The organism is Bradyrhizobium sp. I71, assembly GCF_022354745.1.
GTDB classification, from domain to species: domain Bacteria; phylum Pseudomonadota; class Alphaproteobacteria; order Rhizobiales; family Xanthobacteraceae; genus Bradyrhizobium; species Bradyrhizobium liaoningense.
The window spans coordinates 5,687,331-5,701,681 of the sequence record NZ_CP059398.1 but is presented as its reverse complement, the minus strand read 5'-3'; the positions used below and the strand labels follow the sequence as shown (position 1 = coordinate 5,701,681).

At 64.7% G+C, this 14,351-nt stretch carries 15 protein-coding genes; 3 read left to right on the top strand and 12 right to left on the bottom strand.

From position 1 onward, the window contains the following. Positions 1–87 precede the first annotated feature (87 nt). The 3 genes from FJV43_RS27465 to FJV43_RS27455 form a co-directional block, all read right to left on the bottom strand. Positions 88–360: a hypothetical protein gene (locus FJV43_RS27465; RefSeq protein ID WP_131866859.1), complete on the bottom strand. Its 273-nt coding sequence runs from the start codon at positions 358–360 to the stop codon at positions 88–90. 141 nt (positions 361–501) lie between these two features. After that, positions 502–1,233 carry a cytochrome c biogenesis protein CcdA gene (locus FJV43_RS27460; protein WP_239622146.1) on the bottom strand — a complete coding sequence of 244 codons (732 nt, stop codon included), beginning with the start codon at positions 1,231–1,233 and terminating at the stop codon, positions 502–504. A 206-nt stretch (positions 1,234–1,439) separates the two neighbouring features. Continuing rightward, positions 1,440–1,706 (bottom strand): hypothetical protein, encoded by a 267-nt coding sequence (locus FJV43_RS27455; RefSeq protein ID WP_239622145.1) that lies wholly within the window; start codon positions 1,704–1,706, stop codon positions 1,440–1,442. Positions 1,707–2,189: 483 nt separating this feature from the next. Between FJV43_RS27455 and FJV43_RS27450 the strand changes: the two genes are divergently transcribed. The 3 genes from FJV43_RS27450 (at position 2,190) to FJV43_RS27440 (ending at position 4,766) form a co-directional block, all read left to right on the top strand. After that, positions 2,190–3,239: a LysR family transcriptional regulator gene (locus tag FJV43_RS27450; protein ID WP_239622144.1), complete on the top strand. Its 1,050-nt coding sequence runs from the start codon at positions 2,190–2,192 to the stop codon at positions 3,237–3,239. A gap of 28 nt (positions 3,240–3,267) precedes the next feature. After that, entirely contained in the window at positions 3,268–3,639 is a 372-nt protein-coding gene (locus FJV43_RS27445; RefSeq protein WP_020608151.1) for a helix-turn-helix transcriptional regulator, read from the top strand. A gap of 305 nt (positions 3,640–3,944) precedes the next feature. Next, on the top strand, positions 3,945–4,766 hold the full coding sequence (locus FJV43_RS27440; protein WP_239622143.1) for an enoyl-CoA hydratase: 822 nt from the start codon (positions 3,945–3,947) through the stop codon (positions 4,764–4,766). Positions 4,767–4,924: 158 nt separating this feature from the next. Here the strand turns inward: FJV43_RS27440 and FJV43_RS27435 are convergent, their stop codons facing one another. From FJV43_RS27435 to FJV43_RS27395, 9 genes are all read right to left on the bottom strand, one after another. Continuing rightward, positions 4,925–5,332 carry an ASCH domain-containing protein gene (locus FJV43_RS27435; RefSeq protein WP_028179982.1) on the bottom strand — a complete coding sequence of 136 codons (408 nt, stop codon included), beginning with the start codon at positions 5,330–5,332 and terminating at the stop codon, positions 4,925–4,927. Between the two features lie 9 nt (positions 5,333–5,341). After that, a complete protein-coding gene (locus FJV43_RS27430) occupies positions 5,342–6,421 on the bottom strand; it encodes an isocitrate/isopropylmalate dehydrogenase family protein (protein WP_239622142.1) in 1,080 nt (359 codons plus the stop codon). A 130-nt stretch (positions 6,422–6,551) separates the two neighbouring features. Beyond that, entirely contained in the window at positions 6,552–7,619 is a 1,068-nt protein-coding gene (locus tag FJV43_RS27425; RefSeq protein ID WP_239622141.1) for an alcohol dehydrogenase, read from the bottom strand. A gap of 82 nt (positions 7,620–7,701) precedes the next feature. Next, positions 7,702–8,673, bottom strand: coding sequence for an oligopeptide/dipeptide ABC transporter ATP-binding protein (locus tag FJV43_RS27420; RefSeq protein ID WP_239622140.1), 972 nt, complete (start codon positions 8,671–8,673; stop codon positions 7,702–7,704). Beyond that, the gene (locus FJV43_RS27415; RefSeq protein WP_239622139.1) at positions 8,670–9,662 is read right to left on the bottom strand and encodes an ABC transporter ATP-binding protein; all 993 of its coding nucleotides are present in this window, start codon (positions 9,660–9,662) and stop codon (positions 8,670–8,672) included. The genes FJV43_RS27420 and FJV43_RS27415 overlap by 4 nt, the downstream gene beginning before the upstream one ends. Beyond that, on the bottom strand, positions 9,659–10,531 hold the full coding sequence (locus FJV43_RS27410; RefSeq protein ID WP_239622138.1) for an ABC transporter permease: 873 nt from the start codon (positions 10,529–10,531) through the stop codon (positions 9,659–9,661). Before FJV43_RS27410 ends, FJV43_RS27415 begins: the two co-directional genes overlap by 4 nt. Beyond that, a complete protein-coding gene (locus tag FJV43_RS27405; protein ID WP_239622137.1) occupies positions 10,518–11,468 on the bottom strand; it encodes an ABC transporter permease in 951 nt (316 codons plus the stop codon). The genes FJV43_RS27410 and FJV43_RS27405 overlap by 14 nt, the downstream gene beginning before the upstream one ends. A gap of 7 nt (positions 11,469–11,475) precedes the next feature. Next, positions 11,476–13,011, bottom strand: coding sequence for an ABC transporter substrate-binding protein (locus tag FJV43_RS27400; protein ID WP_239622136.1), 1,536 nt, complete (start codon positions 13,009–13,011; stop codon positions 11,476–11,478). Between the two features lie 131 nt (positions 13,012–13,142). Continuing rightward, positions 13,143–14,339, bottom strand: a complete 1,197-nt coding sequence (locus tag FJV43_RS27395) for a CoA transferase (RefSeq protein WP_239622135.1) — start codon at positions 14,337–14,339, stop codon at positions 13,143–13,145. Between the last annotated feature and the right edge of the window lie 12 nt (positions 14,340–14,351).

Here is a 14,351-nt window from a genome sequence, read left to right as displayed (position 1 = left end):
CCAACGACACAGGCTTTTGATTGCCTGGAGCTCGAGCAGGAAAGACTAAGGCGCGATCGACGAGCCCCGCTCAATCTTCTTCGCGCGTCAGCGTTTGGCTGCGAACCGCGACCAGATCTCGGCGTCCGTATAGAAGTCCACGCCGCCATCGAGATCTCTCACCAGCCACTCGCCGAGATAGACGATCTGGGTGCCGCTGCGCCGCTCGTGCCGAAGCTCGAATTTTCCATCGGCATCCTTCTGCAGCGAGCAATTCGACTGAACCCAGCTCGGCCACTCCTGCAACGGCTGCCCCAAAAATTGCCAGGCAACCAGAGCAGCGTTGTCCGACAAGGGTTCTATGCGCAGTGTCTTGTTCACGAGATCTCCACCATGCGAGTTGTCCCCCGATGCAACGCCTCGGGACTGGAAAGGTTTGGCATCGTCGTTCCGTGACAGCATGCCTGACGGATTTCAACGGTTCCTCTACTTTCTTGTCCGTGAAAACCCGGTCTCCGCGCCCTAACCGATCGTCTGCAGCGCCGGAAACGTCTCGAGCAGCCAGATGCTCACATTCGAGACCGCGCCGGTGAGAAAGCCGATGCCGGTGATCACCATCAAGACGCCCATGGCGCGCTCGACATTGACGAGGTGGCCCTTCATGCGCGCGAACAACGCGGAGAACTGTTCGATCATCAGCGCGGCGATCAGGAAGGGAATGCCGAGGCCCGCGGAATAGACCGCGAGCAGGCCGGCACCCTTCGTCACCGTGGCTTCGGCCGCGGCAATCGAGAGGATCGCGGCGAGGATCGGGCCGATACAGGGCGTCCAGCCGAAGGCGAAAGCGAGGCCCATGATATAGGCGCCCCAGAGGCCGACCGGCTTGGGGATCGGCAGCCGTCCCTCGCGCATCAGCAGGCCGATGCGCGTCAGGCCGAGGAAATGCAGGCCCATGATGATGATGACGATGCCGGCGAGAATCGACAGCTCGGCCGACCAGGCTCGGATCAGCCCGCCGACCAGCGAAGCGCTGGCGCCGAGCGCCACGAACACCGTGGAAAAGCCAAGCACGAACAGAAGCGCCGACATCATGATCGCGCGCTTGGAGGCCGCGACCGGCTCGTCGCTTTCGACATGCTCGATCGTGGCGCCCGTCAGGTAGACCAGATAGGGCGGAACCAGAGGCAGGACGCAAGGCGAGAGGAAGCTGACGAGTCCGGCAATCAGCGCCGCCGGGATCGAAACATTTTGCATGATGCAGTCGGAGCCATCTCAGGCACCGGTACGGCGCGCAAGGAATGCGCCCGGCCGGAGCCGAACCGGCTCTGGTGTAGCCGATGGCTGAGAATGCGCAACAGAGGCGCACGAAAACCAGGGCTCCTCCCGATGCCATCCGTGATCACAGATGCGGCATCGGGACGCGCACAAACCTCGCCAAAAAGCGAGATTCGGCGGCGCGGCTACTTCACCACGCGGAGCAGCGGACGCCGGGGCTGGTCCTGCGTCTGCTTGGAAGGGGTCGGCGGCTCGCTCGCAGCGCTCCGCAGCATTTCGTCGCACAGCGCCTTGAGATCGGCACTGTCAATTCCTTTCAGCTTCATCCGCACGTCGAGGATGACAATGGACAGCATCTCGGCCGACTCACGGTTGTTGCACTCGTTGAGAGCCCTGCGGCACTCCTCGAGCGTTTCCAGCACCGACTGCAACTGTTCGTCTGAATGCGACACTTGCGTTCTTTCCGTTAATTCGGCCTGCGAGACGTATTTGTGGCGCCCCCTTTGGCCCGCATGGACGACCAAAGATAGCACGAGGCTACTGCGCCTCCGAACCTGATTTCAGTGTGTTTCTGCCGTGAGACCGTGGTTCCGGCCGCAGTCGCCCCGCAGCAGCATTGGCGATCGCCGAACTGGTCCGGGAGCAAACGTCTTGCGCGGTGCGATCGATCCATCGCGTGAGACGGCATTTGCCTTCGCGCATGAATTTCCATCACGGACAGCGCCGGCAATCCCGCAGCCATTTCGCGGCCCGCAACGGAACTCACGCCACATTCCCCTCAGCCGGGCGATAGCCTGCCCAATCCCACCCCAAGACAGCACCCCAATACCGCCCACAAGTTGATAAGGATGACGTTCAAAACTCGTCATTCCCCAACCCGCCGTGGTTGTGGTTTGCGTCAGATTCTGCCAGTTTAGCTACCTAAAGGAAATTGTATGCACTCCTTGGCGGAAAGGGGCGTTCCGCTGGAAGAACGCCTAAAAGCAAATATCAGCGGCCTCTCCGATTGGGATGCGGCCCGCATTTTCCTGGAAGTCGTCCGATGCGGAAGTTTCCGCTCGGCGGCCGAACGCCTGTCGCTGTCGATCAACGCCGTCCGCCGCCGGATCGATGATTTCGAGCGTCAGACCGGCACAACCCTGTTCACCCGCGACGTTCACGGCACCCATCTGACCGACGAAGGTGCGATGGTGGTCTCCGCCGTCGAGCGCATGGAGGCCGCGGCCTTCGACGTGCTACGGACCAGCGATTCGACCGCCAACGTCCTGTCCGGCGAGGTCCGCGTCGCCGTCACCGAAGGCCTCGGGACGTTCTGGCTCGCCCCGCGGCTGGTCGAATTCCAGCAGGCCTATCCGAAGATCCTGGTCGACCTGCATTGCGCGATGCGCTCGGCCGACGTCTCCCGCCACGAGGCCGACGTCGCAATCCATCTGTCGCGTCCCTCTGCGCTCGACGTCAAGCTGGTGCGGCTCGGCCGCATGCATCTGATGTTCTGGGCCTCCGAGAAATACATCGCAAGACATGGCGCGCCGCGCTCGGCGGCGGAATTGATCAAGCACCGCCTGGTGCTGCAATTCGCCGACCAGCTTGCCGCCAAGGAGACATTCGAGAGCTTCTTCCCCGGCGTTTCGGAACGCGACCTCCTGGTCATGAAGACCAACGTCTCGAGCGCCAACTACTGGGCGGTCGCGAATGGCGCCGGCATCGGCGTATTCCCGAGCTATGCCATTGCGCTTGGCGGGAAGTTGATTCCACTGGAGGTCGAGCTGAACCGACCGCTGGATATCTGGCTGTCCTATCATCCCGGTAGCGGCCGCATTCCCCGCGTGCGGCACATGATTGACTGGCTGATCGACGCTTTCAATCCGGCTCGCTTCCCGTGGTTTAAGGAAGAGTTCGTGCACCCGCATGAATTCAAGGACTCGTATATGGGCGAACCCCTGACCCAGCTCTTCGGGGGATTTTCAACCGAAGAACAAAGGTGAGACGAATATGAAAGCAGCGGCAAAAAGAATGAAGCAGCGCAGTGCCGGCAAGCCGGACATTGAGCTTGGCAAGCGGATCCGTCTGCGGCGCGTCGAGATGAAGATCTCGCAGGCCGAGCTCGGCGAGAAGCTGGGTGTCAGCTTCCAGCAGGTTCAGAAATACGAGAAGGGCGTCAATCGCGTCGGCGCGGCTCGGCTTCAGCAGATCGCCTCCGCCCTCGATGTGCCCGTGACCTTCTTCTACGACGGCGACAACAAGGCCCGCGAAGTCGAGAGCCTGCTCTTCCTCGACAGCGCCTTCAGCCTCCGCCTGCTGCGCGCCTACAGCAAGATCAAGGACCAGACGGTGCAGCGTCAGCTCGTCTCGCTGATGGAATCGATCGCGGCGAACGAGAGCTGAGATCGGTCGGCGCTCTGGCCTTTACGGCCGATGTTCAATCCGCCGCGTCACGGGGGCGCGGCCGGATTGAACGAGAGCCGACGAGATATGCCTGCGCCCGCGCGCTTGCGCGAGGTCCGTCTTGGGGTGGCCTGTCTCGGGCGGCGTTGCCGCCCTTTCTTCTTGGCGATTTGCCGCCATTCGCCGAACTCCGCGCGCCATGCGTTCGCAGCACAGGCGGATGCAAGCTCTCCTCCCCTGCGCCGGTTGACCACGGCAGCGGCGACGCCGCACATTGCGCTCGGCCACAGACAAGCGAGCGCGCGATGCCCGACATTTCCAGCACGACCGGAACTCCTTACGCCGACGGCAAGATCCTCAAGCACTCGGCCGATGGTGTCGGCGTGGTCACCTTCAACAATCCCGACAAGCGCAATGCGATGTCGCTGGAGATGTGGGAGGGATTTGGCGAGGCGCTGGCGGCCTTGCGCGACGACGACACCGTGCGCGTCGTGATCCTGCGCGGCGCCGGGGGCAAGGCGTTCGTCTCGGGTGCCGACATCAGCCAGTTCGAGAAGGTCAGGCACAATGCGGCGGCGTCCGAGGAGTACGCCAGGCGCAGCGCCGCCCAGCGCGCGCTGCTCGCCGACTATCCGAAGCCGACCATCGCCTGCATCGACGGCTATTGCCTTGGCGGCGGCATGCAGGTCGCGATGCTCGCCGACATCCGCCTCGCCTCGCATGGCAGCCAGTTCGGCATTCCCGCAGCCAGGCTCGGCATCGCCTACGGCTATGACGGCTTGCGGCATCTGGTGTCGCTGGTCGGCCCAGCCTGGGCGCGGCTTCTGATGTACACGGGCATGCGGATCGATTCCGCCGAGGCGCTGCGCATCGGTCTCGTCGAGCGCCTGTTCCCGGCGGGCGAGCTCTGGGGCGAGACCATGACGATTGCCGCGACGATCGCGCAGAACGCCCCGCTCGCGATCAAGGCCGCCAAGATCACCATCGCGCAAGTGCTGAAGGACGAAAGCGCGCGCGACATGGAGGCGATCAAGGCAATCGGCAATGCCTGCATGGACTCGGAGGATTTCCGCGAGGGCCGGCAGGCCTTCATGGAGAAGCGCAAACCGCAGTTCCGGGGTCGCTGAGGCTGAACCCGCGTTCAGGTAGATTAAATTCCTCGTGCAACTTTACGCAGCCGCAACCACTCGATGTCGCGAAAGTTCTCCCGCCACCAACGCGGGAGATTGCGATGACACTGAAATTTGCTGTTCTTGCTCTGGCTGCCATGGGCGGAGTTGCGACGCTACCGAGGGCCGTCGTCGAACACCTCGACCAGACGGAAGCGCTCGCACATCAGCATCATGTCTTCGCTGAACCGTCCGAGCCGGCCGAAATAGGTCCGGTGGGCGCTGCGCCAATAAGCCAGGCTCCGATCGCCTTCGCCCTCCTCGTAAGCGAAGGCGGCATCGACATCGTTGAAACGTCGATAAGCGATCTCGGTGGTCTCGATGACGCAGCGCGGCTCGCCCCGTCCGTTGAGCACGACCCAGCGCTCACCGGGCGTCGAAACATTGGGTTCGTCTTCCGTGCTGCACGTTGCTGTCTTGACTCCCCTGACGACGAGCTCAAGCAATTCGTCCGCGAGCTCGGGACCGTCGCCGAACGCAAACGTCCGCAAGTGCCGATACCGTTCCGGGACTGGCTTGCTCATGATCAAGCTCTATAGCGCCCCCAGCACGGCCTTCGTGATGTCCGCCGTGCCGTTGTTGCCGCCGAACTCCATCGGCTTGATGCCGCCGGCATAGACCTGGTCCACCGCGCGCTCGATGGTCTCGCCCGCCTCGGCCGCGCTCTCGATGCCGTGCTTGTCGGCGAGCCAGTCCAGCATCATCGCCGCAGACAGGATCATGCCGGTCGGATTGGCCTTGCCCTGCCCCATGATGTCGGGCGCGGTGCCGTGGCACGGCTGGAACACCGCGTACTTGTCGCCGATGTCGGCCGAGGGCGCCATGCCGAGGCCGCCGATCAGGCTGGCGGTGATGTCGGAGACGATGTCGCCGAACATGTTCTCCATCACCATCACGTCGAAATCCCAGGGACGCTTCACCAGCATCGCCGAGCAGGCATCGACATAGAGGCGGTCGGTCTTCACCTCGGGATGCTTCTTGGCGATCTCGTCGAAGATGCCGCGGAAGAAGGCAAACGCCTTGAACACGTTCGCCTTGTCGACGCAGGTGAGCATTCCCGGCTTGCCCCGGGCCCTGCGCCGCTCGGCCAGGCGAAACGAGAACTCGAACAGGCGCTCGGACGTCTTGCGGGTGATCACCATGGTCTCGCGCGCATCCTCCTGGGTGACGACACCCTTGCCCATCGAGGCGAACAAGCCCTCGGTGGATTCACGGATCACGACGAGATCGATGCCACGCTGGTCGGCGCCGACGATCGGGCTCGGCACGCCCGGAATGAGCCGCGCCGGACGCACGCCGGCATAGAGATCGAAGATGAAGCGCAGCTCGATCTGCGGCGCGATCTCGGTATTGTCGGGATAGCGCACCGACGGCAGCCCGCAGGCCCCGAGCAGGATCGCATCCGCCTCCTCGCACAGCTTGATCGTGGTGTCAGGCATCGACTTGCCGGTGGCGAGATAATTGTTGGCCCCGGCTGGCGCGTCGGTGAACCGGAAGCGCAGGCCGGATTTTTCGCCGACCTTGCGCAGCACCTCGAGCGCCGGCGCCATGACTTCGGGACCGATGCCGTCACCAGCGAGCACGGCAATGTGGAAGGCGTTGTTTGCGGACATGGGTTTCCCAAAAAGTAGATGTCATTCCGGGGCGGTCCGCAGGACCGAACCCGGAATCTCGAGATTCCGGGTTCGATGCTCCGGGCCGCGCGTCGCGGTCCCGTCGCATCGCCCCGGAACGACAACTCAATTACGGCGTCAGCACCGTGCGTCCGACCACCGCGCCCTGCTGCAACTGCACCAGCGCGTCATTGGCCTTGGCGAGCGGTTGCCGCGTCACCGGGATCGGCGGCACCTTCTTCGTTCGCACCAGCTCGAGCAATTCCTGCGTCTCGCGCAGATTGCCGACGTAGCTGCCCTGGATCGTCACCGCCTTGATCGGAATCAGCGGCAGCGCCCAGGTCGCGCCGCCGCCGAACAGGCCGACGATGACGAGCTTGCCGCCCTTGGTCAGGCAGTCGAAGCCGAGCTGCGTCGTCGCGGCATTGCCGACAAGATCGATCACGGCGCGGATCGGACCGCCCGCCTTCTTGGCGAGTTGCTCGAGCGCATCCGGCGCCTTGGGATCGACGGTCGCCAGCGCGCCGGCCTTCTCGGCCGCCTCGCGCTTCTTCGCGTCGATGTCGACCATGATCGCACCCTTGCCGCCCATGGCCTTGAGCAGCGACAGCGCCATCAGGCCGAGGCCGCCGGCGCCGAACATCACGATCGGCGTGTCGAAATGCTGCTCGACCTTCTTCAACGCGCTGTAGGTCGTGACGCCCGAGCAGGCGTAAGGCGCGGTCGTCGCGGGATCGAGCCCTTTCAGATTGAGAAGATAGCGCGGATGCGGCACCAGCATGTGATCGGAATAGCCGCCGTCGCAATAGACGCCGAGCGAGCGCGGCGTCAGGCACATGTTCTCATCGCCGGCCAGACACGTGGCGCATTTGCCGCAGCCGATCCAGGGATAGACCAGGCCGACGTCGCCGAGCTTGAGATCGCCCTGATCGGTCGGCTTCACGTCGGGACCGAACGCCAGGATTTCACCGACGGTCTCGTGGCCCATCGTCAGCGGCAGGTTGATGCCGCGGTCCTTCAGCGACAGCGGCTTGCGGCCGTGGCCGAGATCGTAGCCGCCCTCCCAGATATGGAGATCGCTGTGGCAGACGCCGGCGGCCTTCACCTTGATCAGCACCTGCGTGCCCGACGGCTGCGGCGTCGCCTCATCGACCTCCTGCAGCGGCGCCTTGAAATCGGCAACCTTGAAACTCTTCATTGGCGTCCTCCCGGAATGCTTCTCGTTCTTGCGCAGCATGCCATGACCGGCGAGACGAGACAAACCCGGGAGCGGTCTTAGTTCAGGCCAACGGATAATGGCAAGCCACGAACTGGCCGGGTCCGATCTGGCGCAACTCCGGTATCTCCGCGCTGCATCGCTGATCGGCGCGCGGGCAGCGGGTGCGGAAGCGGCAGCCGGACGGAGGTGCAATCGGCGATGGTGGCTCGCCGGTTGCCACGCTCTCGGCGGGACGAACGGCCGGATCTGGCACCGGGATCGCCTGCAACAACAGCCCGGTATAGGGATGTGCGGGTCTTGCGAACAATTGCTCCGACGGCCCGACCTCGCAGAGCCGGCCGAGATACATGACCGCGACGCGATCGCTGACCGCTTTGACCACCGCGAGGTCGTGCGCGATGAACAGCAGCGTCAGACCGAAGCGCGCCTTCATCTCCTCGAGCAGGTTGAGGATCTGCGCGCGGATGGAGACGTCCAGCGCCGACACCGGCTCGTCGCAGACGATGAACTCCGGGTTGAGCACCAGTGCTCGCGCGATGCAGATGCGCTGGCATTGACCGCCGGAGAATTCGTGCGGCAGACGGCCCGCCACGAGATCGGGATCGAGCCCGACCGCGGAGAGCACCTCGTGAACCCGTCGCTTGCGCTCGGCGGCATCCTTGACGCCGGCGATGATCAACGGCTCGGCAATGATATCGCCGATGCGACGGCGCGGATTGAGCGAGGCGATCGGATCCTGGAAGATGAGCTGCACCCGGCGGCGCATCCTGCGCAGCGCCTCGCCCTCCATGGCCGTGAGGTCCTCGCCGTCGAACAGCACACGGCCGGATCTGGCGCGGCGCAATTGCAGCACCGCCCGCCCGAGCGTCGACTTGCCGCAGCCGGATTCGCCGACCAGCCCCAGCGTCTCGCCGCGCGCGACCTGAAAACTGACGCCGGAGACGGCATGCACCGTCTTGTTGCCGAGACCATATTCGACGACGAGCTTGTCGACATTCAGAAGCGGCTCGGGGCGCACAGCAAGCTGCATCATGCGCCGATCCCTTCCGTCATCCGGATCGGATGGAAGCAGGCATAGAGATGTCCAGGCGCCTCCGCGTCCTTCAGCTCGGGCTTGGCCTCGTGACAGCGTCCTGCGGCATAGCGGCAGCGCGGCGCGAAGGAGCAGCCACGAAGCGGCCGTGTCGGATCGGGCGGGCGGCCGGAGATGGCAGGCAGCGGCGTATGCGGCGCGGTCTCCAGCTTCGGGATCGCGGCCAGCAGCGCCTCGGTGTAGGGCATGTGCATGCGCTTGAACAGGGCCTGTGTCGGCGCGCGCTCCACCACCCTGCCCGCATACATCACGGCGACCTCGTCGGCACGGCCGGCGACGACGCCGAGATCGTGGGTGATGATGATCATCGCCATGTGCCGGCGGCGCTGCTCGCGCGCCAGCAGATCGAGAATCTGCGCCTGGATGGTGACGTCGAGGGCGGTGGTAGGCTCGTCCGCGATCAGCAGTTTCGGCTCGCAAGATAATGCGATCGCGATCGCGATGCGCTGGCGCATTCCGCCGGAACATTGGTGCGGATATTGCGCGAGCCGCTGCTCCGGCGCGGGAATGCCGACGGCCGCCAGCAGCTCGATGCTGCGCTTGCGCGCCGCTGGCGCATCCAGCTCGAGATGCTCCTGAATCGTCTCCATCAACTGCGTGCCGATGGTCAGCACCGGATTGAGCGAGGTCATGGGATCCTGGAACACCACCGCGAGGTCGCGCCCGCGCAGGCGACGCAGGCTGTCAGGCGCGAGCCGCACCAGGTCCTGGCCGTCGAACATCACGCGCCCCGTCAGCTTTGCCTTCTTCGGCAGCAGCTGAAGCACCGCGCGCGACAGCATGGTCTTGCCACAGCCGGACTCGCCGACGATGCCGAGCGTCCGGCCGGCCTCCAGCGACAGATCGACATGATCCACGGCGCGCAGATTGCCGCGCGGGGTCGGCAGCTCGACCGCGACGTCCTCGATCGTCAGCAGCGGCGCGTTCACAGCGAACCCTGACGCGGATCGGTCAGTGCCCGCAAGGTGTCGCCGACGAGGTTGAACGCCAACACGGTCACGAACAGGGCCGCGGCCGGCAGGAAGGCGAGCCGCGGCGCGACGTCGAGGCTCTCGCGGCCCTCGCCGATCATGCTGCCCCAGCTCGCCATCGGCGGCGGCACGCCGAGACCGAGGAAGGACAGCGCCCCCTCGACCACGATGGTGACGGCGACACCGAGCAGGAAGAAGGCGAGCAGCGGCAGGATCACGTTGGGCAGCAGCTCGCGCACGAGGATACGCGCGTGGCTGGCGCCGAGCGCTTCGGCGGCGATCACAAACTCGCGCCGCGCCAGGGTCAGCGTCGCAGCGCGCGCCACGCGCATGAAGGCGGGAATGCCGAGCACGCCGAGGATCAAGGTGAGATTGGGAATAGACTGGCCCAGATAGGCCGTCACGGCGAGCGCGAAGATCAGCGGCGGAAAGGCGAGCAGCACGTCCATGCTGCCGACCACCAGCGTCTCGAACCTGCCGCGGAAATAGCCGGCGAGCAGCCCGAGCGCGCCGCCGACGACGAGGCCGATCATCGGCGCGATCAGCCCGACGGTCAGCGACACGCGCGCACCAAAGATCAGGCGGGCGAGCTCGTCGCGGCCGAGCCCGTCGGTGCCGAGCCAGTGCTCCCCGGAGAACGCGGCGCGGCGCTCCAGCATGTCCATGTCGGTCGGGTTCTGCAGCGGCAGCACCGGCGCGAGGATTGCGAGCGCAAGAATGATCGCCACCCAACCGCTCGCGAGCCAGAACAGGACGCCGAGCTTGCGCCTGCCGCGAACGGGCGCGGACGCTGCCTCGTCCTGAATTGACAGCTCAAGCGTGGCCATGACGGATCCTCGGGTCGAGCACGGCGTAGAGCATGTCGACGATGAAATTGACGATGACGAAGCCGCAGGCAACCAGCAGCACCACGCCCTGGAGGATGACGAGGTCGCGAGTGTAGATCGCGCCGACCAGCAGACGGCCGATGCCGGGCAGCGCGAAGATCGATTCCACGATCAGCGTGCCGCCGAGCAGACGGCCGATATTGATGCCTGTCACCGTCACCAGGGTCAGCGACGAAGGCTTGAGCGCATGCACGAACAGGATGCGGGATGGCTTGAGGCCTTTTGCTTTCGCGAGCGCGATATAGTCCTCCTGCAGGGTCGCGATCATGTCGGAGCGCAGCACCCGCATGATGCCCGGCCATTCCGCGAGCGCGAGCGTCAGGGCCGGCAGCACGAAGAAGCGCAGATTGCTGAGCGGCTCCTCGGTGAACGGCACATAGCCGGTTGCGGGCAGCCAGTGCAGCTCGACCGCGAACAGATAGATCAGCAGGATCGCGGTGAGAAAAGACGGCATCGACAGCATGGCGAAGGCGCTGCCGGTCATGAAACGGTCGAAGGCGCCGCCGGCGCGTGCGGCGCAGGCGATCGCAACTGGAACGCCGATCAGGAGCCCGATGAATTCGGCCATCAGCATCAGTTGAAGCGAGACCGGGATGCGCTCGGCGACTGCCTGCAACACCGTCTGCCCGGTGCGGAACGAACGGCCGAGATCGCCCTGCAACACGTGGCCGAGCCAGCTCAGGTAGCGCCACCATAGCGGCTGATCCAGCCCCATGTCACGCCGCAGCGCCGCGACATTCTCCGGCGTCGCCTGATCGCCGAGGATGACGAAGGCGAGATCGCCCGGCAGCAGCGAGGCGATCAGGAAGGTGAGCAGCGAGACGGCCAGCAGAACCGGCAGGATGGCAAGGAGCCGCCGAACGACGAAGTTCAGCATCGCGTGGTCATTCCAGCCAGGTGTTCGAGACGTCGATCACGCCGTTGTAGATCTTCGGAAAGCCCTTCAGCTTCGCGCTCGACAGCGCGTAATAGGTGTTCTGGAAGGTCCAGAACCAGATCGCCTCCTTGTTGATCAGGCGGCTGATGGCGCAGTAATCCTCGGTACGCTGGCCGAGATCGGCGGTGACGCGCGCGTGGTCCAGAAGCTTGTCGAGCTCGGGATTCGAGTAGCTGGAGAGTGCCAGCGGGCTGCCGCTGCGGAAATTCGCGTACATCTGCGGATCGGGATCGGCGAGATCGACGATGCGCCACGGCGTCAGCTGGAACTGGCGGGTGAAGGCGCGCGACGGAATGGTGGCCTGATCGACCTGCTCGATCTCCATGTTGGCCCCGACGCGCTTCCAGAACTGCTGGAGCACCTGGCCGACCACGCGGCCGCGGGGCGTCGCGGTCACCAGCATCTTGAACTCGACCGGCTTGCCATAATCCTTGATCAGCGCCTTGGCCTTCTCGACGTCGAAGGGCAGCGCGCCGTCGTCCTTGCACTTGACCCAGGAGCCGTCGCCGTAGGGATTGCTCGCGGGCCGGCTCAGGCCGTTGCTGATCACCTGCGACATCTTCGGACGATCGATCGCCATCACCAGCGCCTGGCGCACGCGGACGTCGTCGAACGGCGCGACCTTGGTGTTGAAGGCGTAGACCTGCGCGCCCGAGCCCTTATAGGTGTGAACCGTGAGCTTGGGGTCCTTCTGCGCCTTCATGATGTTGTCGGCATCGTTCTCGTCGTCCCAGATGATGTCGGCCTCGCCCGATTGCAGCGAGGCGAAGCGCGATTGCGCGTCAGGCAGCGGCTTCAGGATGATGCGGTCGAGATAGGGACGGCTCTTGTCCCAGTAGTTGGGATTCTTCTCCAGCACCATGCGGTCGCCCGCGGTCCAGGATTTGAGGATATAGGGACCGGTGCCCACGGGATTTCGATTGTAGTCGTCACCCCTGGTCTTCCAGGCAGTCGGAGAATGCACCGCATTGTTCTGGCTCTGGATGGTAATCACCGCCGGCAGGTTCACCGAGGGGTCGGTGAGCTTGTAGACGACGGTATGCTCGTCCGGCGCCAGCACCTCCTTGACGTTGGTGATGTAGAAGGCGCAGCGGCACTTGTTGGCGGGATCCTTCTGCCGGTCGAAGTTCTCCTTGAAGGCCTGCGCGTTGAACGGCGTGCCGTCGTGGAATTTCACGCCCTCGCGGAGCTTGAAGGTCCAGCTCATGTAATCGTCGGAATGGGTCCAGGACACCGCGAGCTTTGGCGCGGCCTCGCCCTTGTCGTCGAGGGTGGTCAGTGTGTCGAAGATCGCGGCGGCGGCGGTGAAGGTCGAGGTGTCGTAGACGCCGACCTTGAGGGGATCGAAGCCCGGGATATCCAGCTCCTGGCCGACCGTGATGCTGCCTCCCGGCTTCTGCGCCTGAGCGGGCCCGGCCAGTGCCAACGCCGCAACGAGGAAAATCGGCACGTGCTTGCGCACTGCGGCAGCAATGTTCGTCATGGTTCCTCCCGGGATCCCGCGTCCGATGTTTCGGATCGCTGAACGACTTGAGGGCGAGATTGGCGACAAATGCTCGCCACCGCAAGAGGAACGCACGGGAGTTCAAACGCCGCATGCGGCGGCGATGTTGCTCAAGATGTCGCGGCTGTTTTGCCTGGCGGAATTTGCCCATCGCCTGCGAGGCCGATCTCGTCGCGCAGCGCATCCGTGTGCTCGCCAAGCGTGGCCATCGTCTTGCCCGGTGTGGTATCGGCGCCGGACATCCGGAACGGCAGATTGAGTACCCGGAAGGAGCCACCCTCGTCCTGCACTTCGGAGAGCGCCTGCCGATGCGCGAGTTGCGGATCGGCCAGGGCCTCGGACACGGTGCGATAGGCCGAGGCCGGTACGCCGGCAGCACCAAGCGCGAGGAGGCATGCGTCGGTCGCGAGCTGACGCGACCAGACTTCGACGCCATCCATCAAATCCGCCCAGTTCTCGCGGCGCGCGGCGTAGGTGGCGAAGCGTGGATCGGAGATCCATTCGGGGCGTCCGATCACGCCCATCAATCCCTGAAACGTCTTCTCGCTGGCGACCGTGATCATGACATAGCCGTTTGCCGTCTCGGTCGGGCCGAACATCGGGCGCGGCGGCGGCTTCACCGCGAATTGCGCGCTCTGCAGTTCGATCACAGTCAAGGTCAGCATCGATTCCAGCATGGAGACGTCGATGTGCTGGCCAAGCCCGGTGACCGTGCGCTGATAGAGCGCCGAGGCGATCGCGCCGAAGCCGTAGACGCCGGTGACGACGTCGGCATGGTAGATGCCGCAATAATCGGGACGGTTGCGGCCCGGCTGGTAGGCCAGATGCGCCATGTCGTAGCCGGAGGCCGCATGGATCACGGGCGCGTAGGCCGGCAGCTCGGCCGAGGGGCCGGTCTGGCCGTAGCCGGAGATCGAGCAGTAGATCAGCCTCGGATTGACCGGGCGCAGCCTGTCATAGTCGAGCCGCAGCCGGTGCATCACGCCAGGACGGAAATTCTCCACCAGAATGTCGGCCGTCGCCGCCAGCCGGCTCACCGCCTCCCTGCCGTCCTCGGACTTGAGGTCGAGGACCACGCTCTTCTTGCCGACATTGAGCTGGCCGAACACGGTGCTGCACCCCTTGCGCAGCGGTGGCCGGGTCCGCATCGTCTCTCCGCCGTCGGTCTCGATCTTGATGACCTCGGCGCCCATGTCGGCGAGCATCCGCGTGCAATGGGGGCCGGCGATGGTAGTCGAGAAATCCAGGACCCGCAAACCTGCCATGACCTTTGTCAACGTCCCCTCATGCTTATCTGATAACTGCATGCCTGCTCACGC

Coding starts and splice junctions, on each gene's coding strand:
- FJV43_RS27405 (WP_239622137.1), bottom strand. CDS start 11,468: ATGCTGAACTTCGTCGTTCGGCGGCTCCTTGCCATCCTGCCGGTTCTG.
- FJV43_RS27450 (WP_239622144.1), top strand. CDS start 2,190: ATGCACTCCTTGGCGGAAAGGGGCGTTCCGCTGGAAGAACGCCTAAAA.
- FJV43_RS27445 (WP_020608151.1), top strand. CDS start 3,268: ATGAAGCAGCGCAGTGCCGGCAAGCCGGACATTGAGCTTGGCAAGCGG.
- FJV43_RS27440 (WP_239622143.1), top strand. CDS start 3,945: ATGCCCGACATTTCCAGCACGACCGGAACTCCTTACGCCGACGGCAAG.
- FJV43_RS27395 (WP_239622135.1), bottom strand. CDS start 14,339: ATGCAGTTATCAGATAAGCATGAGGGGACGTTGACAAAGGTCATGGCA.
- FJV43_RS27425 (WP_239622141.1), bottom strand. CDS start 7,619: ATGAAGAGTTTCAAGGTTGCCGATTTCAAGGCGCCGCTGCAGGAGGTC.
- FJV43_RS27435 (WP_028179982.1), bottom strand. CDS start 5,332: ATGAGCAAGCCAGTCCCGGAACGGTATCGGCACTTGCGGACGTTTGCG.
- FJV43_RS27410 (WP_239622138.1), bottom strand. CDS start 10,531: ATGGCCACGCTTGAGCTGTCAATTCAGGACGAGGCAGCGTCCGCGCCC.
- FJV43_RS27430 (WP_239622142.1), bottom strand. CDS start 6,421: ATGTCCGCAAACAACGCCTTCCACATTGCCGTGCTCGCTGGTGACGGC.
- FJV43_RS27420 (WP_239622140.1), bottom strand. CDS start 8,673: ATGATGCAGCTTGCTGTGCGCCCCGAGCCGCTTCTGAATGTCGACAAG.
- FJV43_RS27460 (WP_239622146.1), bottom strand. CDS start 1,233: ATGCAAAATGTTTCGATCCCGGCGGCGCTGATTGCCGGACTCGTCAGC.
- FJV43_RS27400 (WP_239622136.1), bottom strand. CDS start 13,011: ATGACGAACATTGCTGCCGCAGTGCGCAAGCACGTGCCGATTTTCCTC.